The organism is Nocardia sp. NPDC004415 (assembly GCF_053602435.1).
In genome coordinates this window covers 19,229-45,432 of the sequence record NZ_JBSGDP010000038.1, presented here as the reverse complement: position 1 = coordinate 45,432, position 26,204 = coordinate 19,229, and the positions used below count along the sequence as shown (strand labels likewise).

Below are 26,204 nucleotides of genomic sequence, written 5' to 3'. Positions count from 1 at the left end.
CGAATCATGACTACTCGACGTGGCCTCGCCATCGGATGCGGTGGCGTCCTCGGCTTCGCCTGGACCGCGGTCGCCCTCGCGGCGGTCGAACGCGCCCTCGACTGGGACGCGCGCACCGCCGAGGTCCTCATCGGCACCTCGGCCGGGGCGGAGATCGTCGCCGCGCTCGGCTCCGGCCGCACCCCCGCCGACCTGCTCGCCGCTCTCGACGCCGCCCCCGGCGCCGACCCGGTGCTCGCCCGGCACGTGGCCGCGGACCCGGGCAAGCTGCCCCCGCTCCCGCGACTCGGGCTGCCCGGTCTCGGCCTGATCGGCGCGGGCGTGCGCCGCGGCTCGGCCTACACCGCGCTGGCCGGTCTGCTGCCGCGCGGCGGCGGTGACGCGGGCTGGCTGCGCGACTTCGGCCGGGCGCTGGCCGCCCCGGACGGCTGGGTGCGACACCCGGCCACCTGGTTGATCGCCGCCGACGCTGCTACCGGCGAACGCGTGGCCTTCGGCGCGGCCGGCTCGCTGCCGGCAGCCCGACCGGTCGCGGCGCAGTCCGCCGCCAGGGTTGCCGAACCCGATGGCCGGATGCCCGCCGTCCCCCTCGGTGACGCCATCGCCGCGTCCTGGGCGATCCCCGGCTGGTTCCCGCCGGTACGCATCGCCGATCGCGACTACGTCGACGGCGGCGCGGTCTCCTCGGTCTCGGCCGACCTGCTCGCGCCGCTGGAACTCGACGAGGTGGTCGTGATCGCCCCGATGACCTCGGCCGGCGGCGAACCCGCCACCGGCGTGGACCGCGTGGAACGGCTGCTGCGCGCGCAGATGACCCGCGGTCTCGATCGCGAGATCGCCCAGCTGCGAGCGGCGGGCACCCGGGTGATCCGGGTCGAGCCCAGCGCCGTCGACCTGGCCGTGATGGGCCCGAATTTCATGGATATCGCGCGGCGCGCGGCGACGCTGGAGATCGCCCGCCGCACCGCACCCACCCGTGTCGCGGCGGCCGTCCGCGCGGCACACGAAGGAGTCACCCTGTGAGCAACCACCACGACGTGATCGTGATCGGCGCCGGTATCTCCGGTATCTGCGCGGCGATCAAACTGGCCGAGGCGGGCATCGACGACGTGCTGATCGTCGAGAAGGCCGAGACCTTCGGCGGCACCTGGCGCGCCAACACCTATCCGGGCTGCGCCTGCGATGTGCCCTCGGGGCTGTACTCGTTCTCCTTCGCGCCCAACAGCGAATGGTCGCGGCTGTTCGCGCCGCAGCCGGAGATCCTCGCCTACGTCGAGCGGGTGGCGCGCGAGCGCGGGCTGGCCGCGCGGACCCGCTTCGGCGTCGAGGTCACCGCCGCGCACTGGGCCGAGGACCGCTGGCGGCTGAGCACCAGCGACGGCGAGCTCACGGCGCGCTTCGTCGTCTCGGCCGCGGGCCCGTGGAACGAGCCGCGCTTCCCCGAGATCCCCGGCCTGGCCGAATTCCCCGGCGAGGTCTTCCATTCCGCGCGCTGGAACCACGACTACGACCTGCGCGGCAAGCGGGTGGCGGTGGTGGGCTCGGGTGCCTCGGCGGTGCAGTTCGTGCCCGCCATCGCGCCCGAGGTGGCCGAACTGCACCTGTTCCAGCGCACCGCGCAGTGGGTGCTGCCGAAGTTCGATCATCCGGTGCCCGAGGTGGAGAAGCGGGTGATGCGCCGGGTTCCGTTCGCGCACAAGGCGTTGCGGCGGATCGAGTACACCATCATGGAGGGGCTCGGTGTCGCGTTCCGGCATCCGCGCCCGCTCATGCAGACGGTGCAGGCCGTCGGCTCGGCGTATCTGCGCGCGGTGGTGCGTGATCCGGCGCTGCGCGCCAAGCTCACCCCCGACTATCTGCTGGGCTGCAAGCGGATCCTGTTCTCCAACAGCTACCTGCAGTCGCTGACCCGCCCCAATGTCGACGTGCATGCCACCGGCGTGGCCGAGTTCCGGGGCAGCACCGTCGTCGGGTCCGACGGCAGCACCGCCGAGGTCGACGCCGTCATCCTCGGCACCGGCTTCCACATCCTCGACACCCCGCTGGCCGACATCGTCTTCGGCGCCGACGGCCGCAGCATGGCCGAACACTGGAAGGGCTCGCCGGAGGCGTACCTGGGCACGGTGACCACCGGTTTCCCCAACGCCTTCACCGTGCTCGGCCCCAGCCTCGGCACCGGTCATTCCTCGGCGTTCGCGATCCTGGAGGCCCAGGTGGACTACCTGGTGTCGGCGATCACCGGCGCCCGGCGCGCGGGCTGGTCGGTGCTCGACGTGCGCCCGCAGGTGCAGGCCGACTACGTCGACCAGGTGCAGGACGCGCTGGTGAGCACCGTCTACAACGCGGGCGGTTGCCAGAGTTACTACCTGGATGTCAACGGCCGCAACAGCTTCAGCTGGCCGTGGTCCACCGGCGAACTGACCCGCCGGGTGAGCGCCTTCGACCCCGCCGACTTCACCATCACCCACGAGGACAAGGACGCAGCATGAGCTACCCCCGGATCGACCTGGACGGTGCGCTGGTCGCGATCACCGGCGCCGCCCGCGGGATCGGCCTGGCCACCGCCAGGGATTTCGTCGCGGCGGGCGCCTACGTCGCGCTCGGCGACCTGGACGAGGCACTGGCCGTGCAGGCCGCCGCCGAACTCGGTGACCGCGCGCTCGGGCACGCGCTCGACGTCACCGACAAGACCTCCTACGCGACCTTCCTCGACGCCGCCGCCCGGTGGCGTGGCGGCCCGCTCGACGTGCTGGTCAACAACGCGGGCGTGATGCCCAACGGCGCGTTCCTCGACCAGTCCGACCGGATCGACCAGCTCACCATGGACGTCAATGTCTACGGCGTCATCCACGGCATGCGCCTGGCCCTGCCCGGCATGGTCGCGCGCGGCTACGGACACGTGGTGAACGTGGCCTCGCTGGCGGGCAAGTTCCCGATCAAGGGCCTGGCCGTCTACAACGCGAGCAAGTTCGCCGTCGTCGGCCTGACCGCGGCGACGCGCCTGGAGATGGACGGCACCGGCGTCAGCGTGAGCGCGGTGCTGCCCTCGGCGGTGCGCACCGAGCTGAGCTCCGGCATCGACTACGGCATCCTGCCCGCCGTCGACCCGGAGGACATCGCCGCCGCCGTGGTGCGCACTGTCAGAACGCGGGCCGCCGAGACGGCCGTGCCGGGGTATGTCGGCCTGGCCGCCAATGCCGCCGGGCTGGTGCCCGAACCGGTGATGCGGGTGTTGCGCAAGGCCGCCCATGACGACGCCGCGATCACCCGCGTCGACGACAAGGTCCGCCGCGCCTACCTGGACCGCATCGAAAAGCAGTGAGGCTCACTCCCGTTCGTGCAGCACCCGGTCGACCAGCCCGTAGTCCAGCGCGGTCTCGGCGGTGAACACCCGGTCGCGGTCGGTATCGCGACGCAGGGTCTCCGGGGTCTGACCGGTGTGCTTCGACAGGATCGCCTCGATCGCCGCGCGCATGCGCACGATCTCGTCGGCCTGCAGGATCAGGTCCGGGATGGTGCCCTGACCGCGGGTCGCGGGCTGGTGCAACACGATCCGGGTGTGCGGCAGCATGGCGCGATGTCCCGCGGCACCCCCGGCCAGCAGGACGGCGCCGACCGCGATGGCCTGGCCGACACAGGTGGTGTGCACCGGCGCCTTGATGAAGCACATGGTGTCGTAGACGGCGAGCATGGCCGACAGGTCGCCGCCCTCGCAGTTGATGTAGAGGCTGATCGGCTGGCCGGGGCTGTCGGACTCGAGGTGCAGCAGTTGCGCGATGAGCGCGTTGGCGACCCCGGAGTCGATCGGGGTGCCGAGATAGACGATGCGTTCGCTGAGCAGGTGCGAGTAGATGTCGGTGATCCGCTCGCCCCCGCGATGCTGGGACACGACATTGGGGATCGTGTAGCTGGTCACGGTGCCTCCTCGGCTAGACGGTGATACCGATGCGGTGACGGTTGGGGACGACCTGGTCGAAGGACTCGACGATGTGGTCGATGAAGCCGTAGTCCAGGGCCTGGGTGGCGGTGAACCAGCGGTCGTGCAGGGAATCCTCGTAGACGCGGTCGAAGGGCTGACCGGTGTCGGCGGCGATCAGGCCGAGCACCGTGTCGACGGTGTAGCGCAGATCGTCGGCCTGCACCTCCACCTCCACCGCGCTGCCGCCGATGCCCGCCGAGCCCTGGTGCATGAGGATGCGGGCGTGCGGCAGCGCGAAGCGGCGCCCCGGCGATCCCGAGGACAGCAGGAACTGCCCTGCGCTGCACGCCAATCCGAGTGCGAGGGTGGACACCTCGCACGGCACCAGGCGCATCACATCGCGAATCGCGAGCATCGAGGGCACCGAGCCGCCGGGGGAGTGGATCCACAGCGAGATCGGCGCCTCGGGTGATTGCGCGGCCAGGGTCAGCAGCTGGGTGATGAGCAGCGTGCCGTTGTCGTCGTCGAGCGCGCCGTCGAGCACGAGAATCCGGCGGGCGAACAGTTGCTCGCGGGCCCGCCAGCTGAACATCGGGGTCTTGTCGTCGTGTGCCATGGCTCCACGGTGCCCCGCGCACAACAGAATTCGCCGCTCACGCTGCTCTCAGCGGATCTGCTCAGAGCAGCGTGAGCGGGTGGGTTCTACTTGGCGTCGAATTCCCGTGCGCGCAGGGAGCGTTCGATGCCCGCGCGGCCCTCGGAGACCAGGCGGTAGAGGGCGGGCGGGTGGTCGCCGGCGAGGAACTCGTCGGCCTTGGCCACCGCGTCCTCGCTGATCGCCCAGTGCGGGTAGAGGCCGACGACGACGGTCTGGGCGACCTCGCTGGAGCGGCGCTCCCAGACGGCGGGGATCTGGGCGAAGTACTTGTCCACGTACGGGGCAAGCAGTTCGCCCTGACCGGCGGGGGCGAACCCGCCGACGATGGCGCGGGCGGTGATGTTGGGCACCGAGTCGTCGCCCATCACGGTGTCCCACGCCTTGGCCTTGACCTCGGCGATCGGGCGCGCGGTGGCGGCGGCGGCGGCCTGCCGCTTGCCCGCGGCGGTGGGGTCACCGGCGAGTTCGGCGTCGATGGCGGGGGTGGGCAGCCCGTCGGCGTCGATCCGGCCCGCCGCGGCCAGCGCGGTGACGATGCGCCAGCGCAGGTCGGTGTCGACGGTGAGGCCGGCCAGCCCGGCGGCCGACGGGTCGGCGTCGAGCAGCGCGGTGAGCACCTCGGTGTGTCGCGGTGCCAGCTTCGCGCCGGTCAGGGCGTTGACGAAGGCGAGCTGATGATCCGACCCGGCCTCGGCGGCGCGGGCCAGCTCGAGCAGCCGGTCGGCGAAACCGGGCCAGCCCTCCTGCTCGGCCCAGCCCGGATCGGCGTAGCTGCCGATGGCCGTGTTGGCCTGCATGAGCAGCCGCTGCACCACGCCGATCTCGGTCTCGGCGCCGATCCCGCGCTGCACCAGCGCCACGAAATCGCGGGCCTTCATCTCGGCCTGGCGGGTCATCTCCCAGGCCGCCGACCAGGCCAGCGTGCGCGGCAGCGAGTCGGCGATGTCGCCGATGCGCCGCACCGCGACCTCCAGCGACTCCGGGTCCAGGCGCAGCGAGCAGTAGGTGAGGTCGTCGTCGTTGACCAGCACCAGCTGACCGCGCGCCGCCCCGACCAGCTCGGGCACCTCGGTGCGCGCGGCGGCGGCCAGGTCGAGTTCCACGCGCTGGGTGCGCACCAGCTTGCCCTCGACATCGTCGTAGACGCCGATCGCGATCCGGTGCACGCGGTGTTCGCCCGCGCCCGGCTCGGCGCCGTCCTGCACCACCGCGAAACTCTCGAAGGTGCCGTCGGCGGCCACGGTGAACTCCGGGCGCAGGATATTGAGACCGGTGGTCTTGAGCCACTGCGCGCCCCAGTCCGACAGGTCGCGGCCCGAGGCCTTCTCCAACGCGCGCAGCAGATCGTCGAACGTGGCGTTGCCGTAGGCGTGTTCGGCGAAGTAGTCGCGCAGCCCGGCCAGGAACGGCTGCAACCCGACATAGGCCACCAGCTGCTTGAGCACCGAGGCGCCCTTGGCGTAGGTGATGCCGTCGAAGTTCACCTCGACCGCGTGCAGGTCGGGGATGTCGGCGGCGATCGGGTGGGTCGAGGGCAGCTGGTCCTGGCGGTAGGCCCAGGACTTCTCGACGTTGGCGAACGTGGTCCAGGCGCTGGTGTATTCGGTGGCCTCGGCCTGGCACAGCACCGAGGCGAAGGTGGCGAACGACTCGTTGAGCCACAGGTCGTCCCACCACTTCATGGTGACCAGGTCGCCGAACCACATGTGCGCCATCTCGTGCAGCACGGTCTCGGCGCGGCGCTCGTAGGAGGCGCGGGTCACCTTGGACCGGAAGACATAGTCCTCGAGGAAGGTGACCGCGCCCGCGTTCTCCATCGCGCCCGCGTTGAACTCCGGCACGAACAGCTGGTCGTACTTGCCGAAGGCGTACGGCACGCCGAAGTTCTCGTGGTAGAAGGCGAAACCCTGCTTGGTCTCGGTGAACAGGCGCTCGGCGTCCATGTGGTCGGCCAGCGAGGCGCGGCAGAACAGACCCAGCGGGATCTCGCCGTGCTCGTCGCGGTAGGAGTCGGTCCAGGTGGCGTACGGGCCCGCGATCATGGCGACCAGGTAGGTGCTCATCTTCGGCGTGGTGGCGAAGGTGTGGCGCACGACGGCGCCGACGCTGTGCTGCTGGGCGGTGGCGCCGTTGGACACCACCTGCCAGTCGGCGGGCGCGGTGGCCACGATGTCGAAGGTGGCCTTGAGGTCGGGCTGGTCGAAGCAGGCGAACATGCGCTTGGCGTCGGCGGTCTCGAACTGCGAGTACAGGTAGACCTTGTCGTCGGCCGGGTCGACGAAGCGGTGCAGGCCCTCGCCGGTATGCGAGTACTCGCAGTCGGCCTCGATCACCAGTTCGTTGTCGGCGGCCAGGTCCGGCAGCGCGATGCCGGTCGACTCGTCGTAGCCGCTGATGTCGAGCGGGTTGCCGTTGAGCACGGCCGAACGCACCTGCGCGGCCACCAGATCGACGAAGGTGCTCGCCCCTGCCGTCGCGGAGAAGGTGACGGTGGTCTTGGAACCGAAGGTGTCCGACACTTCCGACCCCGCGCCTCGCGGCTGGTCGGTGAGGTCGAGTTCGATCCGGTAGTTCCGCACGGCCACCGTGGCGGCGCGTTCGACCGCCTGGTCGCGGGTGAGATTCGGGGCGGACATAGATCTCCTTCGTCGTCGACGAACACGGCACGGGTCGTGCGTTCCGGTGGGCACCGGCGCGCACATCAGCGTCCACAATGCCACCTGCCGCCCACCGCCGCTCCCGGGTTCGCACCGGACCCGGGAGCGGCCGCGCCCGCGCCGGGTCAGCGCACGGTGACGACCAGTTTTCCGAAGGTGCGGTCGGTGTCGCCGAGGGCGTGGGCTTGTGCCGAGTCGGCGAGGGGGAACACCCCGGCGATGGTGGGTGCGATGGTGCCCGTGGCGAGCAGGTCGGCGATGGCGGTCATGCCCGCGTGGTCGGCCTCGACGAGCAGGGCGGCCATCCGCACGCCCAGGCGGTCCGCCGCCGCGCGCAATTCCTCCACTCCGGTCGGCTTGATCGTGATCAGCAGCCCACCCGCGCGCAGCGTCGGTAGCGAGCGCAGGCTGTTCTCGGCGCCGAGGGTGTCGAGCACGATGTCCACGTCGCGCACCGCCTCCGCGAAGTCGACGGTGCGGTAGTCGATGAGTTCGTCGGCGCCGAGTGCCCGCAGCTGTTCGTGTTTGGCGGCACTGGCCGTCCCGATCACATACGCGCCCCGCGCTTTCGCGATCTGCACCGCCAGATGGCCCACCCCGCCCGCGGCGGCGTGGATCAGCACCCGCTGTCCCGCTTCGACCTTCGCGGTGTCGACCAGTGCCTGCCAGGCGGTGAGCGCGGCCAGCGGGGTCGCCCCGGCCACGATGTGATCGACGGATTCCGGCTTGCGGGCGAACGCCCTGGCCGGGCCGGTGACGTATTCCGCCATCGACCCGTGCCCGTAGGGATAGGGCAGCATGCCGAACACCTCGTCGCCCGGTGCGAACAGGGTGACGCCGAAGCCGACGGCCTCGACGACACCGGAGACATCCCAGCCCAGCACGAACGGCGGCGGGGGCAGGAACAGGCCGTCGAGCGCGCGGTGCTTCCAGTCGGTGGGGTTGAGCCCGGCCGCGTGCACCCGGACGAGCACTTCGCTCGGACCCGGGGTGGGGCGGGGCAGTTCGATCTCGCGCAGGACCTCGGGTCCGCCGAGTGTGTCCTGGCTGATGGCGCGCATGGTTTCGGTCATGGCGTAGACGGTGCCGGAATCCGGTCGCCCGGAAAATGGCAGAATAGTCATCATTCGATAGAATCGTGCCATGCATCGCGTGGTGGTTCTGGCTCTCGACGGCGTCTATCCGTTCGAACTCGCGACGCCGCAACGGATCTTCGGCACCCTCACCGATCGCTACGAGGTGCTGACCTGCTCGGCCGACGGGCAGCCCGTGCGCACCAATGCCGACTTCCGGATCGTCGTCGAACACGGACCCGAACTGCTGAGCACCGCCGACACCGTGATCGTTCCCTCCTGCGACACCGCCGAGGCGCTGGCCGGGCTGAGCGCGTCCACCCGCGCCGCGCTCGCGCGCGTCCGCCCCGGTGCCCGGATCGTCTCGATCTGCACCGGTGCGTTCGTGCTGGCCGCCGCGGGTCTGCTCGACGGCCGCCCCGCCGCCACGCACTGGCGCCTGGCCGACACGTTCCGGAAGCACTTCCCGCGCGTCCGGCTCGATGCCGACGTGCTGTTCGTCGACGACGGTGACGTGCTGACCTCGGCGGGCGCGGCCTCGGGCGTCGACCTGTGCCTGCACCTGGTGCGCGCCGACCACGGCAGCGCGGTGGCCAATCAGGTGGCGCGCCTGTGTGTGGTGCCGCCTTGGCGCGAGGGCGGCCAGGCCCAATTCATCGACCAGCCGGTCCCCGATCCCGCCCAGGCGAGCACCGCCGCGACCCGGCACTGGGCCCTGGAGAACGTGGCACTGCCGCTCACGATCACCGAGCTCGCCGCCCACGCCCGTATGAGCCCACGCACCTTCGCCCGACGCTTCGGCGACGAGGTCGGCATGAGCCCGGGCCGCTGGCTCACCCAGCAGCGGGTGGCCAGGGCCCGGCACCTGCTCGAGGCCAGCGAGTTGTCGGTCGAGCAGATCGCCGGGCGGGTCGGTTTCGCCACCGGAACCTCACTGCGCCAGCACTTCCAGGCGAGCGTCGGCGTGGCACCCCTGGCCTACCGCCGCACCTTCCGGCTCGTCGGGGACGACCGCGCGACGGCCTGACGCCTCGGCCCACCGCCGACAGTGGCTCGCCGGCGCGACCCTCGGCGACGCGATCGTCGCCGCGCGACCGCTGCACCGGGAAATGTGACCGGCCTCGCGTCGCGGTGACCAGGCCCGATCCGGCGCCGGGCCGGCCGGTAGAGTTCGCACGGACATCAGTCCGTATGCCCAGGATTCGGAGGCTCGACGTTGAAGCATGTGCACGCCGGGAAAGTTCGTGACCTCTACGAGGACGGCGACACCCTGCTGCTCGTTGCCTCCGACCGCGTGTCGGTCTACGACGTCGTGCTGCCCACCCCGATCCCGGACAAGGGCGCGCTGCTGACCCAGCTGTCGAACTGGTGGTTCGAGTACTTCACCGGCATCCCCAACCACGTGGTCTCGGCCACCGATGTGCCCGCCGAGTTCGCCGGGCGCGGTATCCGGGTCAAGCCGCTGAAGATGGTGCAGGTCGAGTGCATCGCGCGCGGGTACCTCACCGGCTCGGGCCTCAAGGAGTATCAGCAGTCCGGCACCGTGTCGGGCATCGCGCTGCCGCCCGGCCTGCGCGACGGCGACAAGCTGCCCGAGCCGATCTTCACCCCGTCGACCAAGGCCGCCGAGGGCCACGACGAGGCGATCAGCTTCGCCGACGTGGTGAATCAGGAGGGCCGCGAGGTCGCCGAGAAGCTGCGCGATCTGACCCTCGAGATCTACGCGCGCGGAGCCGAGCACGCGGCCACAGCCGGCGTGATCGTCGCCGACACCAAGGTCGAATTCGGGTGGGACGGTGACGTGCTCACCCTCGGCGACGAGGTGCTCACCTCGGACTCCTCGCGCTTCTGGCCCGCCGACGAATGGGAGCCGGGCCGCCCCCAGCGCTCCTTCGACAAGCAGTTCGTGCGCGACTGGTCGACCTCCACCGGCTGGAACAAGGAGTACCCGGGCCCGGAGATCCCCGCCGACATCGTCGAGGCGACCCGCCGCAAGTACGAGGACGCCTACGAGCGCATCACCGGCAAGACCTGGACCGGTATCCCGGCCTGACCCCGTGCGCGGCGCCGGTCAGTGCACCGGCGCCGCGACGCCCTTCACCTCGCACACGTGCGCCATGTGGGCGCTGCCCCACGCGCCCAGTGGCGCCAGCGCCGCGTTGAGTGCGACCCCGAGCTCGGTCAGGGAGTACTCGACCTTCGGCGGCACCTGCGGATAGATCTCGCGCCGCACGATCCCGTCGTGCTCGAGTTCGCGCAGCTGCTGGATCAGCATCTTCTCGGTGACCCCCGGCACCAGCCGTTTGAGCTCGCCGAAACGCTGGGTGCCGGTCGACAGCGCCCACAGGATCAGCGCCTTCCACTTGCCGCCCACCACGTCGAGCGCGGCATCGATACCGCAGGAATACGGCCGTTCTCGCTGCTTCACGCGCGCCTCACTTACCTTTTGGTGAGTATTGGACTTGATAGTCGGTACTTGTCGATTGTATCGCGCGGGGCGACCCTGGAAGGGCAGCACCGACCGGTGGTGCGCACTACGGGACAAGGGGAAGACATGTCCGATTCGGTGACAGCACAGCGGGTTTCGGTCCTCGGACTCGGCGCCATGGGTACCGCGCTGGCGCGGGCGCTGCTGGCCGCCGGGCACGAGGTGACCGTGTGGAACCGCACCGCCGCGCGGGCCGAGGCGCTGGTGGCCGAGGGCGCTACGGCGGCGGCGACGGCGGGGGAGGCGCTCACCGCGGCCGAGCTGGTGATCCTGTGCGTGCTCGACGAAGCGGCCGTACGCGAACACGTCGAACCCGCGCGCGAGCGGTTGCGCGACCGGGTGGTGGTCAACCTGACCACCACCACGCCCGAACAGGCGCGCGCCCTCGGACGCTGGGCCGACGAAGGGCGGATCGCGTGGATCGACGGCGGCATCATGGCGGTGCCGTCGATGATCGGCGGGCCCGGCGCCTTCGTGCTCTACAGCGGGGTGGCGGCCGCTTTCGAGCGGTTCCGGCCGGTGCTGGAGGTGTTCGGCCGCGCCGAGTTCGTGGGCACCGATCCCGGCGCCGCCGCCATGTACGACGTGTCGATCCTCGGCGGCATGTACGCCATATTCGCCGCCTTCCGGCAGGGCGGGGCGATGGTGCGCACCACCGGCGGATCGGCCGCCCGACTGGCCGCGCTGATGGCGCCGTTCCTCCAGGCGATGACGCTGTCGCTCGCCGAGCAGGCCGTCGGGATCGACACGCCCGAGCAGTACGTCCAGGAACAGAGCGACGAATTCACCGCCGCCGCCATCGACCTGATCGACAAGGCGGCCACCGAATCCGGCACGCCCACCGAGCTGTTCGGAGTCCTGCGCCGCGTACTCACCGGCCTGTGAGAACCCGGCCGGGCGCGGCGACCGGAGATGGTCGCCGCGCCGGTGCGTGGCTCAGGCGTCGACGAGTTCGGTGGCGACGAACTCGTCGACGAAGCGCTCCGCCGTCGCGTCGAAGGCCGCGTAGTGGGCGGCCCTGGCATCGCCCTCGATCGCCGCGCCGATCACCAGATTGCCCTCGCTGTCGAGACTCTGCGGCTGGTCCTCGGCATCGGGCAGCAGGCCGACGCGCGAGTGCGCGAAACCGCTGTAGTAGGCCAGGCCCTCGCTGAGCTGGGCCTCCAGTACCTGGTGCATGCCGGAGATGATCTCGTCCGCGGCGGTGGCACCGGCGAGGCCGAGCCACAGGATGCGTTTGCCCGCCAGCCGGGGCTTGCTGCGGCCGTAGGCGAAGCCGTAGTTCCAGACCCGGTCGATCCAGCCCTTGAGCAGGGCGGGCGTGCTCTGCCAGTAGACCGGGAACACCACGACCACCACCCGCGCGGCCAGGATACGCGCCATATGGGCCTCGGCCTCGTCGGAGTACCGCTTGTCACGGTCGCCCCAGTCGGGCTGGTCGGCCACGGTCATCCGGGGGTCGAAGTTCTCGGCGTGCAGGTCGAGCAGGTCGACGGTGTAGCCCGCGGCGGCGAGCCTGCCGACCGTCAGCTGCGCGACATGCGCCGACAGCGAATCGGTGCGATGGTGAGCGAGCACGACAAGTGCTGTGCGCGAAGCGGATTCGATGGTGGACAGCGACTGCGACACGGTGGGACTCCCTGCTGGTCTTGGGGGCGCGCTGCCCCGGTTCCTCCGAGTCAACCGGAAATCGCGTGGACGATCTATGGGTGATCATCTCCGTGCGATAGGAATTCGTCTACGGTGGTGGGTATGGATCCGTTGAGTTCGTTGCTGAGTGGAATCCGTGCGGACGGCTCGGTGGTGGCGCACGCGGTGCTGCGCGCCCCGTGGACGATCCGCTTCGCCGACGAGGCGCCGCTGATCATGGTCACCGTATTGCGCGGCCCCGGCGGCACTCTCGTGCTGGCCGACGGATCGCGCACCCGGCTGGTCCTCGGCGACACCGCGCTCGTGCAGGCCGGCGCCTCGTTCGAGTTGCTCGACGGCGACACCGCGCCCGGGAACCCGCGCCTGGAATACGAGCTGTCCTGCTTCGTCCCCCGCGGTTTCGGCGCGGCCGAACTCGCCTGCGCCACCCCGGAACTGGTCGAGGTGACCGGTGCCGGGTCGGAGACCTCGCTGATCGTCGGCGCCTACCGCGCCTCCGGGCGGCGCCACGAGCGCCTGCTGCGCGCCCTGCCCGCGGTGATGGTGGTCGGCGGCGACACCGACGTGTGCACCTGGCTCGAGGAGGCCGCCGCCGACGCGTTCCGCAATACGGCGGGCGCGCAGGCGCTGATGGACCGGCTGCTGGACTGGGCGCTGGTCTGCACCCTGCGCAGCTGGCTCACCGAGCAGGGCGAATTCGCGCCCGCCTGGTATCGCGGCATGGCCGACCCGGTGGTCGGACCGGCCCTGGAAGCCATCCACGCCAAGCCTTTCCAGCGCTGGACGGTCGCGAGTCTGGCCGCCGAGGCGCTGGTCTCGCGCGCCCTGTTCGCCAAACGCTTCACCGAGGTGATGGGCGAGCCCCCGCTCACCTACCTCACCGAATGGCGGATGGCCGAGGCCGAGGAACTGCTCGCCGACCCCGCCCGCAGCGTCGCCCAGGTGGCCATCACCGTCGGCTACTCCGACCCCTTCGGCTTCAGCGCCGCCTTCAAACGCTCACGCGGACAGAGCCCCACCGAATTCCGCACCGCCGTGCGCGCGTGAACCGGACAACCCCGGGTCAGGCATCGCCGTCGAGGTGGGTGGTGAGGCGGTCGAGAAAAGGGCGCTGGCCGGTGACGAGTTTCTCGCGCGCGATCTCGGGGGTGAACCATTCGGCGCGGTCGATCTCCGGGAAGACGCCGGTGCGGCCGGAACGGGGCGGCCATTCCATCTCGAAGGTGCCTGGCACGATCGCGGCGGTGTCGAGGTCGCCCTCGACGGCCCACACGGTGACGGTCTTGCGGCTGCCGCCGCTGCCGTAGCGCACCTGGCCGAGGTCGGTCCAGTCACCGTCGGGGACGGGCAGGCCGAGTTCCTCGGTGAACTCGCGCGCGGCGGCCGCGCGGGGCTGCTCGTCCGGCTCGTATTCGCCCTTGGGGATCGACCACGCCGAGAGATCCTTCTTGGCCCACAGCGGTCCACCCATGTGCCCGAGCAGCACCTCGACCCCGTCGCCGCCGCGCCGGTAGAGCAGGACCCCCGCGCTGAATTTCTCCGCCATGGACCTCAGTCTGCCTCAGCGGCGGGGTCGAGCCCGGCGACGAAACGGCCCAGCAGGCGGGCGAATTCGCCGCGTTCACGCGCCGACCAGCCCGTCATCGCGCGATCGAAGGCGCCGCGACGGCGATCGTGTGCCTGCTCGACGAGCGCTTTCCCGGCGTCGGTGAGTTCCAGCAGCGAGCGCCGCCCGTCGGTTTGATCGGCGACGCGGCGCACCAGCCCCCCGGCCACGGCCGTGGCGACCAGCTTGCTCGCGCGCGGCTGGTCGACCGCCAACGCGGCGGCCACCGTCGAGACGGTCGGCTCGGTCGCGTCCTCGACCACATCGAGCACGTCGAACGCCTGCCCGCCCGGCTCGCCCGCGCCCAGCGCGCGCCGTGTCTGCCGCCGCCGGATGGCGATCATCGCCCGTTCGATGCGCTCGACCTCGTCCACGCCGCCATGCTACCGTCGAACATATACATGCAAAAGAACATGTAATTGTCTGAGGATATGTAGGTGTCACCCATGACCGAACGCCGACTGATCGGCTACCAGGTGAAACGCCTGGACCAGCTGATCGAAGCCACCTTCGACCAGGCCACCGTCGATTCGGGGATGACCCGCCGCGAATGGCAGGTCCTCAATACCCTCGTCCGCGCGCCCGCCGCCGCCGACACCCTCCAGGACGCGCTGCGCCCGTTCTGGGAGACCGATGCCGACTCCGTCGCCGCCCTGACCGGCGCGCTCATCGCCCGAGGCTGGCTCGCCCGCGACGCCGACTCACGCTTCGCCGTCACCGAGGCGGGCGCCGCCGCCCACACGCGTGCCGCCCGTGCCGTCGCCGCCCTCCGCGAACGCATGACGGAGGGCATCTCCCGCGACGAATTCGACGCTCTGACAACCACTCTCGCCCGCATGATCGGCAACCTGGAGTCCGCGCTGTGACGGCGCGACGCCGGTAGCCGACCGGCGTTCGGTGCACAGTCGGGCAGCGTAGAAGGGTAGTGGTGTCCGAGGGTGCGGGTGTTCACCGGCCGCCGGTGTGTAGGTGGGCGGCGCGGAGCAGGAGGTAGTCGCGCTCCGGCGTGCTGGCGGTCTGCTGGGCGGCGCGGTGGTATTCGGTGACGGCGGCCGACGGGTCGCCCGCCATCTCGTACAGGTGGCCGCGCACGGCGGCGAGGCGGTGGGAGCGGGCGAGCGCGTCGGCGACGGTGTCGGTGAGGGTCAGACCGGCGGCGGGCCCGTGGACCATGGCGGTGGCGACGGCGCGGTTGAGGGTGATCATCGGGTTCGGGGTGAGGCGGTCGAGCAGGGTGTAGAGGGCGAGAACGCTCGGCCAGTCGGTGTCCTCGACGCGGGGTGCCTGGGCGTGCAGGCCCGCGATGGCGGCCTGGATCTGGTACGGGCCGGTCAGGCCCGCGGGCATGGTCGCGGTGAGCAGGCGCAGGCCCTCGGTGATCCGGGCGCGGTCCCACCGGGAACGGTCCTGCTCTGGTAGCGGGATCAGCTCGCCGTGCGGGCCCGAGCGGGCGGCGCGGCGCGCGTCGGTGAGCAGCATGAGCGCGAGCAGGCCGCCGACCTCGGTGTCGTGGGGGAGCAGCGCGTGCAGCGCGCGGGTGAGCCGGATCGCCTCGGCCGACAGGTCCGCCCGGTCCAGATCCTCGCCCGCGCTGCTGGTGTGCCCCTCGGTGAAGATCACATACAGCACCCGCAGCACCGAACCCAGCCGCGCGGGGTCGCTCGCGCCGTCGGCGAACGGCCGCGGCAGGCTGGCCAGCTTCTGCTTCGCCCGCGAAATACGCTGGCCCATGGTCGCTTCCGGGACCAGGAAGGCCGCCGCGATCTCGCCGGTGCGCAGGCCGCCCACCGCGCGCAGCGTCAAGGCCACCGCGCCCGCGGGCGGCAGGTCGGGATGACAGCACAGGAAATACAGGTCGAGGGTGTCGTCGCGGGCGGTGGCCGCACCCGGCACCTCCCGCGCGAACACCGTGTTCTCCCGGCGCCGCCGCGCCACCTCCGCGCGCACCGCGTCGGCCATCCGCCGCTGGGCGACCTGGATCAGCCAGCCGCGCGGATTCTCCGGCCTGCCCTCGGTGTCCCACTGGGTGGCCGCGGCGAGCAGGGCGTCCTGCACCGCGTCCTCGGCCAGTTCGAAATCACCGAACCGGCGCACCAGCACACCGAGGACCTGCGGCGCGAGTTCACGAAGCAGATCCTCGGTGCGAGGCTCACTCACGCTTCCGGAGCGCTCATGACCTGGCGCACCTCGATGTACTCACCGATCGGGGCGCCGCCGGGACCGGGCGCGGCCGAGGCCTGCGCGGCGATCTCGATCGCCCGCTCTGGGGAGTCGACATCGACGATCCAGTACCCGGCTAGGAACTCCTTGGTCTCCGGGAACGGCCCGTCGGTGACCACCGGCGCCGACCGTCCGTCGGAGTGCACGATCAGCGCCTGCTCGGGTCCGGCCAGGCCCTGTCCCTCGACCAGCTCGCCGGAGGCGGCCAGCTGCGCACCGAGCGCGCGCTGGAAATCGATGTGCGCGGCGATGTCCTCGGGCGCCCAGTCGGGCAGCGGACGATCACAGTAGGCGGCCTCGCCGTAGGTCTTGACCAGCATGAACTTCATGACTCCAGCTCCTGTTCCGTGGCGCCGGGGCGGCGCCTTCGACGAGTGGTCGGAGCCACCGCGCCGGATTCGACAGACCCGCCGATCACAGGGGAACGTCGGGATTCGCGAGGCGCTCGGGGTCCACCGGCTCGGCCGACAGGATCAGCTGCTTGATCCGGTCGGTCACATCCCAGACGTTCACGTTCATGCCTGCCTTCACCCGGTGCTGCGGATCGAGCCAGAACGCGACGAACTCGCGTTCGGCGGGTTCCCCGCGCACCACCACCCGCACGTCGTCGCCGCGCCCGACATAGCCGGTGTACTCCATGCCCACGTCGTACTGGTCGCTGAAGAAATACGGGAGCCGGTCGTAGACGGCGGCTCTGCCGAGCATGGTCCGCGCGGCCACCGCGGGCTGGTTCAGCGCGGTGGCCCAGTGCTCCACCCGCACCCGCCGGTTCAGCACCGGATGCTGCTGTTCGGCGATGTCGCCGACGGCCACCACATCGGGGTCGCTGGTGCGCAGCGATTCGTCGACGAGCACGCCGCCGTCGTAGTCGAGCCCGGCCGCGATGGCCGATTCGATATTGGGCGCCGCGCCCACCGCCACCAGCACCGCCTGCGCGGGCACGACCGTGCCGTCGCCGAGCTGCACGCCGGTCGCGTTGCCGTCATCGGTCAGGATGGCGTCCACGCCGATCCCGGTGCGCAGGTCCACGCCGTGCTCGCGGTGCACCTCGGCGTAGAAGGCGCCCATCTCCGGGCCGAGCGCACCCAGCAGCGGCAGCTCGGCCGACTCGACCACCGTGACGTCCACGCCCCTGGCCCTGGCCTGGGCGGCCACCTCCAGACCGATCCAGCCCGCGCCGATGATCACCAGCCGCTGATCGGCGCGCAGCACCCCGGCGATCACATCGGAATCGCCGATGGTGCGCAGGGTGTACACATTCGGCGCGTCGGCGCCGGGAATCGACAGCGTGCGCGGGCGCGAACCGGTGGCCAGCGCCAGCTTGTCGTAGGACAGGGTCGACTCGTCGGGCAGGGTGACGGTCCTGGCGCGCGCGTCGAACGCGGTGGCGGTGGTGCCCAGCCGCAGGTCGATGTGGTGATCGCGGTACCAGGCGGCCTGGTCGACGGTGAAATCCGGCAGCTGCTGGGTGCCCGCCAGATGCTGTTTGGACAGCGGTGGCCGCTCGTAGGGCAGGTTCTCCTCACCCGCCAGCACGGTCACCTGACCGTCGAAATCATTGGCGCGCAAGGCCTCGGCGAGCTTGGCGGCGGCGAGCCCGCCACCGATGACGACGAAATGCTGGTTCGAGCTCATGAACGGACTCCTTCTCGCGGGCGACCGGACTCCTCGCCGACGAGCCTAATCCGCTCCGGCCGCCGGGGGAACGATTCCGGGGCGCGCGCGGTTGCACCTGTCGGCGAGCCCGTCTGCCCGCCGCCCGCTGACCCGAGAGGAAGACTCGTGAGCGATCAGGCCACGAAGGACGTCGTCGATTTCTGGTTCGATCCCCTGTGCCCCTGGTGCTGGATCACCTCCCGGTGGATCCTGGAAGTCGAGAAGGTGCGCGATATCGACGCGCGCTTCCACGTGATGAGCCTGTCGGTGCTCAACGAGGGCAAGGACGACCTGCCCGAACGCTACGTCGACCTGATGGCCGCGGGCTGGGGCCCGGTGCGCGTCGCCATCGCCGCCGCCCAGAAGCACGGCGACGAGATCCTCTCGCCGCTCTACACCGCCCTGGGCACCCGCATCCACGACCGCCGCGCCGACTACGAGCGCGCGAGCACCCAGGAGACCCTGGCCGCCGTGGTCGCCGACGCCCTGGCCGAACTGGACCTGCCCGCCGACCTGGCCGAGGCCGCCGCCGTCACCGACTACGACGAGGCCCTGCGCGAGAGCCACCACGCGGGCATGGACAAGGTCGGCCCCGATGTGGGCACGCCGACCATCCACGTCAACGGGGTCGCCTTCTTCGGCCCGGTGCTCTCCCGGATTCCGCGCGGTGACGACGCGGGCCGTGTGTGGGACGGTGTGGTCGCCCTGGCCTCCTACCCCCACTTCTTCGAGCTGAAGCGCACCCGCACCGAAGACCCTGTATTCGATTGAGACGTGGACGGGGTGCCGCTGCGGCACCCCGTCGGCTCAGACCGGTTCGGGCGGCAGCGCCCGGGTCTTCGTGGTCAGTGGGTAGCCGCCGGGGCGCGGGATGGCGCCGGGGTGGGGTGGTTTCGGGCGCCAGAACATGGGGCCGGGTTTGCTGCGGTCGCGTAGGGCCCACATGCGCCAGGTGAGGACGGGGTGGCTGGCCATGGCGTTGACCAGCCAGACGAAGCCGCCCTTCTCCAGGGCGGCGCGGTCGGCCATCTCGTCGAAGCCGACCTCGGCGTTGAGGTACTTGCCCGCCGCGAGGGTGGCCATCGCGCCGGGGGCGCCCTGCGGACGGTTGCAGAAGCCGTGGTTGTCGGCGGTGTACTCCTGGGCGCGGATCAGCGAGGAACCCAGGATCGGCAGCCACGGCGCGACGAACATGCCCAGCTGACGCCAGTAGGAGACGTGACCGGCCGCGATGTGGCCGACCTCGTGGCCGATGATGAAGGCCAGCGCGTCGGGATCGCGGGCGGCGCCGCCGATCTCGAACAGGTCGCTGTAGACCACCACGAACCGGCGGAAACCGTGGCCCGAGGCGAAGGCGTTGATCTGGCCGTTGCCCAGGATCACGTACGCGTCGGGCACCTTGCGCATCCCGAACCGGGCCGCCGCCTCCTGCACCATCCGGTACCCCTCCGGGAACTGGCTGGGCGACATCTTCACGCCGTTGATCCGCTGGGTCGCGTAGTTCATGCCACGCCCGGCCCACAGCAGGATCGGCGCGAACAACAGCAGCAGCACGTACGGGCTGGTCAGCACCGAGCCGACCTCCTGGCCCTGATCGTCGACCAGCGGCCCGGCCACCGCCTCGATCAACAACATCAGCAGCACCAGCAGATAGGCGACCGCGGTGAGCATGATGACCACCACCAGCAGCGGGATCTCCCACGGATGCCGCGCGGGCATCCCGTACGGGGACAACCCACGCGGCTGATGCTGCGGCGGGATCGGCGGGCCCGGCGGGTGATAGCCGGGGAAGGGTGCGTAGCCGCCGGTCGGCTGGGTCACCGGCGGCGGTGGAGGACCTGCCGAAGGCGGGGAATGCGGTTCGTGCGGGTGCATGAAAACGACTCTAAGCGGCCTGACACAATCGCAGCCATGCGCGTTTACCTGGGTGCCGACCATGCCGGTTTCGAACTGAAGAATCACGTCAAGGCCCATCTGCAGGAGGCCGGACACGAGGTCGTCGATTGCGGCGCCCTCGAATACGACGCTCTCGACGACTACCCCGCCTTCTGCATCGAGGCCGCGCGCCGCACGGTCGCCGACCCGGGCAGCCTCGGGCTGGTCTTCGGCGGCAGCGGCAACGGCGAGCAGATCGCCGCCAACAAGGTCCCCGGCGCCCGCTGCGCGCTGGCCTGGAGCGTGGAGACCGCCAAGCTCGCGCGTGAGCACAACAACGCCCAGCTGATCGGCATCGGCGGCCGCATGCACACCACCGAGGAAGCCCTCGCCATCGTCGACGCGTTCCTGGGCCAGGCGTGGTCGGAGGAGCCGCGCCACCAGCGCCGCATCGACATCCTGGCCGACTACGAGAAGTCCGGCGAGGCCCCCGTGGTTCCCGCCTACTGAGCAAGGGCCTTGCCTGAAGGACACACCCTCCACCGGATCGCCGGCCTGCATCAGCAGCGGTTCTCCGGTGGGGTGGTGCGGGTTTCGAGTCCGCAGGGGCGCTTCGCCGACGGCGCGGCGCTGGTGGACGGGCGGGTGCTCGAGCGGGCCGAAGCGGTCGGCAAACATCTGCTGCATCACTACGAGGCTGGCCTGACCGTGCACGTGCACCTCGGGCTGTACGGCACGTTCAGCGAATCCGGGCTGCCCATGGGCGCGCCGGTCGGGCAGGTGCGGATGCGGATGATCGGCGCCGCCACCGAATTCGGCACCGACCTGCGCGGCCCCACCGCGTGCGAGGTGATGAACCCGGCCGAGGTGGACGCGCTGATCGCTCGGCTCGGCGCCGACCCGCTGCGCCCCGACGCCGACCACGAGCGCGCGGGCACGCGAATCCGTCGCTCCCGCAGGGCGATCGGCGCGCTGCTCATGGACCAGGGGCTGATCGCCGGAGTCGGCAATGTGTATCGCGCGGAAGTGTTGTTCCGGCACGGGATCTCGCCGTACCGGCCCGGCACGTCGCTCTCCGCCGAGGAGTGGGACGCGCTGTGGGCCGACCTGGTCGAGCTCATGCCGATCGGTGTGGCGACCGGGCGCATGCACGTCGTCCGGCCCGAACACGACACCGGCGCCCCGTCCTACGCCCAGGACCGTCCCCGCACCTACGTCTACCGGCGCCAGGGTGAGCCGTGCCGGGTGTGTGGAACGCCGATCGCCCACGCCGTGATGGAAGGGCGAAACCTGTTCTGGTGCCCCACCTGTCAACCGCGCTGAGTCTGTATCGCGGGGATCGGTTGCGCTGGTAGGGATGTCCGTGTCCGCCGCCGCAGCGGGCTCGCTGTGCCATCATGTCGGCATGAGTTATCGGGGGAACATCAACGCGGGTCGTCCGGCGTACACACCGCACCAGCACGGGGCCACGGGGGACAGCCGCTATCCGTCGCCGCGGGTGCTGCGCAATGGAATCGCCAATGTCATCGACATCTCGGTGGCTTTCGGGACGGTCGTGGCCGTCTTTCTGGCAGTCCTGCTCACGCAGCGTGATCGGCTGAGCGATATCTATCTGCCGACCGTTGTGGGTGCGGCGGTTCTGCTGTTCGTGGTCACGCTGGCCAATGGGGTCCTACTGCCCGGCATCTGCGGCTCGACCATCGGTCAGCTGGCCACGGGCCTGGTCTGGATCCGTGGCGCCGACGGTACCTGGCCGAGCGCCACCGAACTGCGGCGGGCCTTCTTCAAGCACCGTGGCGCTTTTCGGCTGGGTGGGGTCCAGCAGTATGCCCCGGAGCTGGCGGTGGTGCGTCGCCGCGACCTCGCGGCTCCCGCGATAGCCGCCGACCACGCGGCCTACACCGAACACTGACACGTACCGGAATAGGTTGAGCCGGACCGCGAAGTGCAGGCTTCGCGATCCGACTCAGCCCGCGACCGCCGTTCCCAGTTCGGGGTCGCCCGATTCGGCGAGGGCGAAACGCCGCCCGCCCGCGGATTTCGCCGAATACATCGCGCGGTCGGCGCGACGCAGCAGGTCGGTGAAATCGCACGTGTTTCCCGGCGCGCAGAACGCCGTGCCCACACTCGCCGACACCGGGACCGGGCCCGCGCTCGACCACACCGGGTCGCGCAGCGCCGCGACCACGCGGTGCGCCAGCTCGCCGAGGGTGTCGCGCCGCGGATTGGCCGCGACGACGAACTCGTCGCCGCCGTAGCGGCAGATCACCGTCTCCGGCGGGCACACCTCGCGCAGCCGGTTGGCCAGCTCGACGAGGACCTCGTCGCCGATCGCGTGCCCGTAGCCGTCGTTGATCTGCTTGAACCGGTCCAGGTCGACCACCAGCACGCCGACACCACGGGTGGGGTCGGCCGCGAAGGCGCGGACCCGTTCCTGCAGCAGCGTGCGGTTGGCCAGGTCGGTGAGGGCGTCGTGGGTCGCCTCGTGGCGCAAGCGGTGCTGCAGCGCGGCGATCTCCTGGACGCGCAGCGACACTTTCGCCGAGATGTTCTGTTCCTGTTGCGCCAGCGCCCGTTCCTGCAGCGCCTGCGCGTAACTGTCGATGGCCTGGCTGGCGACCAGCGGCCAGCGGGTGGCCACCAGCGAGCCGGGCACGCCGGAGGGGAAGCCGAGCAGCCAGCGGGTGGCGTGCGCCAGCATCCTGGTTCGTTCGAAGGGCGCCTCGGCCAGCCGGGCACCCAGCATCCGTGCCTGCGGCACCGGGAACGGTTCGGTCCTGGCCAGGTGCAGCAGGCGCTCGACGATCTCGACGAGAACCGGCTCCAGCTGGTGCGGCGCCGTGGACGATCCGGGTTCGGCACACACCGCGCGGGCCCAGGCGCGGGCCATCGCGGCGACCGGTGGCTCGATGTGGACAGTCATCGACATCACCGGCGGTCGGTGGCGACGGACATGCCACCTCGCTCGTTCGCACTGCTACGCGGTTGAGTCCACCGAGTTCGGTACACGCTCACCGCCCCCTTTCCAGATACCCCCGTCCGGCAAAAAGGATCCTAGCAAGCCACCCGAGACCGAAAAGTCGCGTTCTAGCACGCGTTACAGTCTCTCGCGAATGGCGATCGGGTATGACATCGCTGCAGCCGCTCTGGCGTTACACAGTTTCCGAAGAAATTTTCAGAGCACCCGAATGTGCAGCGTATAGCCCTGTTCTGGGTGGTGGACGTTGGGTCGCCATGGGTCCCTCCTCGCCGGGTCGCGCGCACTCTCATGGTTGCCTACTCGCCGCCCACACGCGAGGTTTTCAAGGAAAATCATCCTGTTTAATCCCCCGGCGGTGCCGGCGCCGGTTCCCCGACGGCGCGCACCAACCATCGTGTCCGCGAAGAGGATTCGTAGCTAGGGTCATTAGGCCCTAATCGGGCATAGCGTCCGTGCCTGCGGGTACTCGTGCCGGGCGCGCGCCGCGGAGGGGACCGGGGGGCCGGATTGGCATTTACCGCGCGGGGTTCGGTACAGTCGTGGCGCACACGACATCGTGGCGATCCCATCGATGTCGTATGCCTGCGGGTGTAGTTCAATGGTAGAACCTCAGCCTTCCAAGCTGATGGTGCGGGTTCGATTCCCGTCACCCGCTCAAACACGAATTTCCCTCGTCGGCGATCCCGCCCCGAGGCCTCGGGGTGTAGCGCAGCTTGGTAGCGCATCCGCTTTGGGAGCGGAGGGTCGCAGGTTCAAATCCTGTCACCCCGACCATCACCATCCGCCCAGCTCAGGGTCGTAGGAGATCGCATGACTGCCAGGGTCGCTGTTGTCACCGGAGCCGCGCGGGGTATCGGCGCCGCCGTCGCCCTCCGCCTCGCCGCCGACGGTTACGCCGTCGCCGTGCTCGATCTGGACGAGGCCGCCTGCGCGGACACCGTCGCCGCGATCGAGGCCGCCGGGGGCAGTGCCCTCGCGGTGGGCGCGGATGTCAGCGACGAGGCCGCCGTCGCCGCCGCCGTCGAGCGGATCGCCACCGAACTGGGCGCGCCGGTCGCGCTGGTCAACAACGCGGGCGTGCTGCGCGACAACCTGCTGTTCAAGATGTCGGTCGCCGACTGGGACACCGTCATGAACGTGCACCTGCGCGGCGCCTTCCTGATGACGCGCGCGGTGCAGAAGTACATGGTCGAGGCGGGCTTCGGCCGCATCGTCAACCTGTCGAGCACCTCGGCGCTGGGCAATCGCGGCCAGGCCAACTACTCCGCCGCCAAGGCGGGCATGCAGGGCTTCACCAAGACCCTCGCCTTTGAACTGGGCAAGTTCGGTGTCACCGCCAACGCGATCGCCCCCGGCTTCATCGAGACCGAGATGACCGCGGCCACCGCCGCCCGCGTCGGCGCCGACTTCGAGGCCTTCAAGGCCGCCGCCGCCACGCAGATCCCGGTCGCCCGGGTCGGCAAGCCAGAGGACATCGCCCACGCCGCCTCGTTCTTCGCGAGCGAAGGCGCCGGGTTCGTCTCCGGCCAGGTCCTCTACGTGGCCGGCGGCCCGAAGGACTGATCCACCCCCGCGCGAGGGATTTTCGCGTTTCCCGGACAGCCCGGCCCGGCTCTTCTTACTGTGACCATCGGTAACGGTTCGCGGTGGTGGGAGTCGGTGTGCTGGGTAAGTGGTCCGTGGTCGTCGGTGCGTCGGTTCTGCTGACGGCGGTGCTCGCCCCCGGTGGGTCCTCGGCGGCGCCGCCGGGATGCGGTGACTCCGGCTGGGTCGGCAGCTGGATGGCCGCGCCCTCGGATTCCTTCGGCGCGGTCGACCCGGGGCTGGTGCCGCAGCTGTCGGTCTCGGATCAGACCTATCGGGTCGTGATCACCCCGCACCTCGGTGGCTCGGAACTGCGCGTACACCTGACCAATCGCACCCGGCCGGTCCCGATGGACGTGGCCCGGGTGACGGTCGCGACCTCGGCGGGCGGTGCGGCGGTGCGCCCCGAATCGCTGCGGGAGGTGACCTTCGGCGGCAGGACGGGCGTGACCCTGGCCCCGGGTGCCGACCTGGTGAGCGACCCGGTGGACCTGACCGTCGACGGGTTCACGCCGCTGGCGGTGAGCGTGCACCTGCCCGGACCAGCGGTGCTGCCGACCGAACACTTCAACGGCAATGCCACCAGCTACTACAGCCTGCCGTTCGCCGGTGACAGCACCGGCGAGGCCGCCGGTGACCGGCTGCCGCTGCGGACCACCGCCGTGCCGCTGGTGTCGGGGCTGGATGTGCTGGCGCCCGGGGCGGCGGGGGCGATCGTCGCGTTCGGCGACTCGATCACCGACGGATACGTCTCGGCCAACTTCCTCGGGACACCACAGGACGCGGGCGTCGTGGACCGGAATGTGCGCTACCCGGACTTCCTGCAGCGGCGGCTCGACGCGGCGGGCAAGCCGTTCGCGGTGCTCAACGCGGGGATCTCGGGCAACCGGGTGACCCGCGACGGGTTCATCCCGCAATTCGGTCCCGCGGCGGTGAGCCGGGTCGACCAGGACGTGATCGGCAAGGCCGGGGTCACCGACGTGATCGTGCTCGAGGGCATCAACGACCTGGGCATCCCGATCGGCGCGAGCTACGAGCAGATCCTCGCCGGGTACACGACGCTGATCGAACGGCTGCACGCCGCCGGGCTGACGGTGCACCTCGGCACCCTCCTGCCCGCGAGCAATGCCCTCGCCGACGGCATGCTCACGCTCCCGTACTCGAATCCGGTGCGGCAGCGGATCAATGCCTGGGTCCGGACGCAGAACCTGTCCGACAGCGTGGTGGATTTCGATGCGGCGCTGCGCGATCCGGCGAACCTGGACGTGCTCGATCCGCGCTTCGCCGGACCGGACAATCTGCATCCGAACGCGGCGGGATATCAGGCGATGGCCGCGGCGATCGACCTCGACGCCTTCGTGGGCTGCCGGTAGCGTCAGGCGCAGCCGAAGCGGAAGTCGGCGCCCACCTCGGTGCCCGCGGCCACCTCGAGCCGGGCCGGTGCCCGGTCGTTGAGGCCGCAGCCGCCGGGCACCGTCGTCACCCGCGCCTCGTAGCAGCCGATCGGCAGGGCCACCGTGGCGCTGCCGTCCTTGCCGCTGACCAGGGTGGCGACCACCTGGTCGGTGCCGCACGCGGTGACGGTGATCTCCGCGCGGTTCACCGGAATCGGCTCCAGGCCGGTGATCGCGCGGACGGTCAGGGTGCCCGAGCCGGGCGGCGCCGGATCGGCGGCCGCGGCACCGGCCACCGCCAGCGGACCGAGCGCGATCAGTGCGAGCAACGTACGGCGCATGAACCTCTCCTCACCGGCGAGTCGGGTCGTCCGGTGGTGATGGTAGGCGCCCGGCGCCCGGTCGTGGCCGGTCCCGCGCCGGAGAACGCGCCGACGATTCGAT

Annotated in this window: 28 protein-coding genes and 2 tRNA genes; 16 read left to right on the top strand and 14 right to left on the bottom strand. The window is 70.7% G+C overall.

Annotation, left to right across the window (positions count from 1 at the left end; genetic code table 11):
* Positions 1-6: 6 nt before the first annotated feature.
* Genes ACWEMY_RS18870 through ACWEMY_RS18860 form a run of 3 tightly spaced genes read left to right on the top strand, consistent with a single transcriptional unit; the run spans position 7 to position 3,322 of the window.
* Positions 7-1,023, top strand: coding sequence for a patatin-like phospholipase family protein (locus ACWEMY_RS18870; RefSeq protein WP_452391063.1), 1,017 nt, complete (start codon positions 7-9; stop codon positions 1,021-1,023).
* Entirely contained in the window at positions 1,020-2,489 is a 1,470-nt protein-coding gene (locus tag ACWEMY_RS18865) for a flavin-containing monooxygenase (RefSeq protein ID WP_375936751.1), read from the top strand. Before ACWEMY_RS18870 ends, ACWEMY_RS18865 begins: the two co-directional genes overlap by 4 nt.
* Complete coding sequence (locus tag ACWEMY_RS18860; RefSeq protein ID WP_452391062.1) at positions 2,486-3,322, top strand: SDR family oxidoreductase; 837 nt, start codon at positions 2,486-2,488, stop codon at positions 3,320-3,322. Before ACWEMY_RS18865 ends, ACWEMY_RS18860 begins: the two co-directional genes overlap by 4 nt.
* 3 nt (positions 3,323-3,325) lie before the next feature.
* Here ACWEMY_RS18860 and ACWEMY_RS18855 read toward each other — a convergent pair whose 3' ends face one another.
* From ACWEMY_RS18855 to ACWEMY_RS18840, 4 genes are all read right to left on the bottom strand, one after another.
* The gene (locus ACWEMY_RS18855; RefSeq protein WP_452391061.1) at positions 3,326-3,916 is read right to left on the bottom strand and encodes a ClpP family protease; all 591 of its coding nucleotides are present in this window, start codon (positions 3,914-3,916) and stop codon (positions 3,326-3,328) included.
* Positions 3,917-3,929: 13 nt separating this feature from the next.
* Complete coding sequence (locus ACWEMY_RS18850) at positions 3,930-4,535, bottom strand: ClpP family protease (protein WP_452391060.1); 606 nt, start codon at positions 4,533-4,535, stop codon at positions 3,930-3,932.
* An 86-nt stretch (positions 4,536-4,621) separates the two neighbouring features.
* Positions 4,622-7,213 carry an aminopeptidase N gene (gene pepN / locus ACWEMY_RS18845; protein ID WP_452391059.1) on the bottom strand — a complete coding sequence of 864 codons (2,592 nt, stop codon included), beginning with the start codon at positions 7,211-7,213 and terminating at the stop codon, positions 4,622-4,624.
* 146 nt (positions 7,214-7,359) lie between these two features.
* Positions 7,360-8,307: an NADP-dependent oxidoreductase gene (locus ACWEMY_RS18840; protein WP_452391058.1), complete on the bottom strand. Its 948-nt coding sequence runs from the start codon at positions 8,305-8,307 to the stop codon at positions 7,360-7,362.
* 70 nt (positions 8,308-8,377) lie between these two features.
* Here ACWEMY_RS18840 and ACWEMY_RS18835 point away from each other — a divergent pair, with 70 nt between their 5' ends.
* Together ACWEMY_RS18835 and ACWEMY_RS18830 are read left to right on the top strand one after the other, a co-directional pair.
* A complete protein-coding gene (locus ACWEMY_RS18835) occupies positions 8,378-9,334 on the top strand; it encodes a GlxA family transcriptional regulator (protein WP_452391057.1) in 957 nt (318 codons plus the stop codon).
* A gap of 189 nt (positions 9,335-9,523) precedes the next feature.
* On the top strand, positions 9,524-10,360 hold the full coding sequence (locus tag ACWEMY_RS18830) for a phosphoribosylaminoimidazolesuccinocarboxamide synthase (RefSeq protein WP_452391056.1): 837 nt from the start codon (positions 9,524-9,526) through the stop codon (positions 10,358-10,360).
* Positions 10,361-10,378: 18 nt separating this feature from the next.
* Here ACWEMY_RS18830 and ACWEMY_RS18825 read toward each other — a convergent pair whose 3' ends face one another.
* The gene (locus tag ACWEMY_RS18825; protein ID WP_452391055.1) at positions 10,379-10,735 is read right to left on the bottom strand and encodes a winged helix-turn-helix transcriptional regulator; all 357 of its coding nucleotides are present in this window, start codon (positions 10,733-10,735) and stop codon (positions 10,379-10,381) included.
* Positions 10,736-10,861: 126 nt separating this feature from the next.
* On the opposite strand from ACWEMY_RS18825, the gene ACWEMY_RS18820 reads away from it, so the two are divergent.
* Positions 10,862-11,680 (top strand): NAD(P)-binding domain-containing protein, encoded by an 819-nt coding sequence (locus ACWEMY_RS18820; protein ID WP_452391054.1) that lies wholly within the window; start codon positions 10,862-10,864, stop codon positions 11,678-11,680.
* A 51-nt stretch (positions 11,681-11,731) separates the two neighbouring features.
* On the opposite strand, the gene ACWEMY_RS18815 is transcribed toward ACWEMY_RS18820, so the two are convergent.
* Positions 11,732-12,424 (bottom strand): NAD(P)H oxidoreductase, encoded by a 693-nt coding sequence (locus ACWEMY_RS18815; protein WP_452391053.1) that lies wholly within the window; start codon positions 12,422-12,424, stop codon positions 11,732-11,734.
* A 123-nt stretch (positions 12,425-12,547) separates the two neighbouring features.
* Between ACWEMY_RS18815 and ACWEMY_RS18810 the strand changes: the two genes are divergently transcribed.
* The gene (locus ACWEMY_RS18810; protein ID WP_452391052.1) at positions 12,548-13,492 is read left to right on the top strand and encodes an AraC family transcriptional regulator; all 945 of its coding nucleotides are present in this window, start codon (positions 12,548-12,550) and stop codon (positions 13,490-13,492) included.
* Between the two features lie 16 nt (positions 13,493-13,508).
* Here ACWEMY_RS18810 and ACWEMY_RS18805 read toward each other — a convergent pair whose 3' ends face one another.
* Both ACWEMY_RS18805 and ACWEMY_RS18800 read right to left on the bottom strand, forming a co-directional pair.
* On the bottom strand, positions 13,509-13,991 hold the full coding sequence (locus ACWEMY_RS18805; RefSeq protein WP_452391051.1) for an NUDIX domain-containing protein: 483 nt from the start codon (positions 13,989-13,991) through the stop codon (positions 13,509-13,511).
* Positions 13,992-13,996: 5 nt separating this feature from the next.
* On the bottom strand, positions 13,997-14,425 hold the full coding sequence (locus ACWEMY_RS18800) for a MarR family winged helix-turn-helix transcriptional regulator (RefSeq protein ID WP_452391050.1): 429 nt from the start codon (positions 14,423-14,425) through the stop codon (positions 13,997-13,999).
* 72 nt (positions 14,426-14,497) lie between these two features.
* On the opposite strand from ACWEMY_RS18800, the gene ACWEMY_RS18795 reads away from it, so the two are divergent.
* Positions 14,498-14,917 (top strand): MarR family winged helix-turn-helix transcriptional regulator, encoded by a 420-nt coding sequence (locus ACWEMY_RS18795; RefSeq protein ID WP_452391049.1) that lies wholly within the window; start codon positions 14,498-14,500, stop codon positions 14,915-14,917.
* 82 nt (positions 14,918-14,999) lie between these two features.
* Here the strand turns inward: ACWEMY_RS18795 and ACWEMY_RS18790 are convergent, their stop codons facing one another.
* From ACWEMY_RS18790 to ACWEMY_RS18780, 3 genes are all read right to left on the bottom strand, one after another.
* A complete protein-coding gene (locus tag ACWEMY_RS18790; protein ID WP_452391048.1) occupies positions 15,000-16,208 on the bottom strand; it encodes an RNA polymerase sigma factor in 1,209 nt (402 codons plus the stop codon).
* The gene (locus ACWEMY_RS18785; protein ID WP_375936707.1) at positions 16,205-16,600 is read right to left on the bottom strand and encodes a YciI family protein; all 396 of its coding nucleotides are present in this window, start codon (positions 16,598-16,600) and stop codon (positions 16,205-16,207) included. The genes ACWEMY_RS18790 and ACWEMY_RS18785 overlap by 4 nt, the downstream gene beginning before the upstream one ends.
* Before the next feature lie 85 nt (positions 16,601-16,685).
* Positions 16,686-17,906, bottom strand: coding sequence for an NAD(P)/FAD-dependent oxidoreductase (locus ACWEMY_RS18780; protein ID WP_452391047.1), 1,221 nt, complete (start codon positions 17,904-17,906; stop codon positions 16,686-16,688).
* Between the two features lie 147 nt (positions 17,907-18,053).
* Between ACWEMY_RS18780 and ACWEMY_RS18775 the strand changes: the two genes are divergently transcribed.
* A complete protein-coding gene (locus tag ACWEMY_RS18775; protein WP_452391046.1) occupies positions 18,054-18,698 on the top strand; it encodes a mycothiol-dependent nitroreductase Rv2466c family protein in 645 nt (214 codons plus the stop codon).
* Positions 18,699-18,734: 36 nt separating this feature from the next.
* Here ACWEMY_RS18775 and ACWEMY_RS18770 read toward each other — a convergent pair whose 3' ends face one another.
* Positions 18,735-19,646: a M48 family metallopeptidase gene (locus ACWEMY_RS18770; RefSeq protein ID WP_452391076.1), complete on the bottom strand. Its 912-nt coding sequence runs from the start codon at positions 19,644-19,646 to the stop codon at positions 18,735-18,737.
* A 192-nt stretch (positions 19,647-19,838) separates the two neighbouring features.
* On the opposite strand from ACWEMY_RS18770, the gene ACWEMY_RS18765 reads away from it, so the two are divergent.
* The 3 genes from ACWEMY_RS18765 to ACWEMY_RS18755 all read left to right on the top strand — a co-directional run bounded on the left by ACWEMY_RS18765 (position 19,839) and on the right by ACWEMY_RS18755 (position 21,714).
* Positions 19,839-20,312 (top strand): ribose-5-phosphate isomerase, encoded by a 474-nt coding sequence (locus ACWEMY_RS18765; RefSeq protein ID WP_452391045.1) that lies wholly within the window; start codon positions 19,839-19,841, stop codon positions 20,310-20,312.
* Between the two features lie 9 nt (positions 20,313-20,321).
* Complete coding sequence (locus ACWEMY_RS18760; RefSeq protein ID WP_452391044.1) at positions 20,322-21,125, top strand: Fpg/Nei family DNA glycosylase; 804 nt, start codon at positions 20,322-20,324, stop codon at positions 21,123-21,125.
* An 82-nt stretch (positions 21,126-21,207) separates the two neighbouring features.
* A complete protein-coding gene (locus ACWEMY_RS18755) occupies positions 21,208-21,714 on the top strand; it encodes a hypothetical protein (protein ID WP_452391043.1) in 507 nt (168 codons plus the stop codon).
* 54 nt (positions 21,715-21,768) lie between these two features.
* Here the strand turns inward: ACWEMY_RS18755 and ACWEMY_RS18750 are convergent, their stop codons facing one another.
* A complete protein-coding gene (locus ACWEMY_RS18750) occupies positions 21,769-22,725 on the bottom strand; it encodes a diguanylate cyclase domain-containing protein (RefSeq protein ID WP_452391042.1) in 957 nt (318 codons plus the stop codon).
* Between the two features lie 641 nt (positions 22,726-23,366).
* On the opposite strand from ACWEMY_RS18750, the gene ACWEMY_RS18745 reads away from it, so the two are divergent.
* From ACWEMY_RS18745 to ACWEMY_RS18730, 4 genes are all read left to right on the top strand, one after another.
* A tRNA-Gly gene (locus ACWEMY_RS18745) sits at positions 23,367-23,437 on the top strand.
* Positions 23,438-23,479: 42 nt separating this feature from the next.
* Positions 23,480-23,556, top strand: a tRNA-Pro gene (locus tag ACWEMY_RS18740).
* Positions 23,557-23,592: 36 nt separating this feature from the next.
* Positions 23,593-24,345 carry an SDR family oxidoreductase gene (locus ACWEMY_RS18735; RefSeq protein ID WP_452391041.1) on the top strand — a complete coding sequence of 251 codons (753 nt, stop codon included), beginning with the start codon at positions 23,593-23,595 and terminating at the stop codon, positions 24,343-24,345.
* Between the two features lie 86 nt (positions 24,346-24,431).
* Positions 24,432-25,739 (top strand): GDSL-type esterase/lipase family protein, encoded by a 1,308-nt coding sequence (locus ACWEMY_RS18730; protein WP_452391040.1) that lies wholly within the window; start codon positions 24,432-24,434, stop codon positions 25,737-25,739.
* Between the two features lie 2 nt (positions 25,740-25,741).
* On the opposite strand, the gene ACWEMY_RS18725 is transcribed toward ACWEMY_RS18730, so the two are convergent.
* On the bottom strand, positions 25,742-26,101 hold the full coding sequence (locus tag ACWEMY_RS18725) for a hypothetical protein (RefSeq protein WP_375936684.1): 360 nt from the start codon (positions 26,099-26,101) through the stop codon (positions 25,742-25,744).
* Positions 26,102-26,204 lie beyond the last annotated feature (103 nt).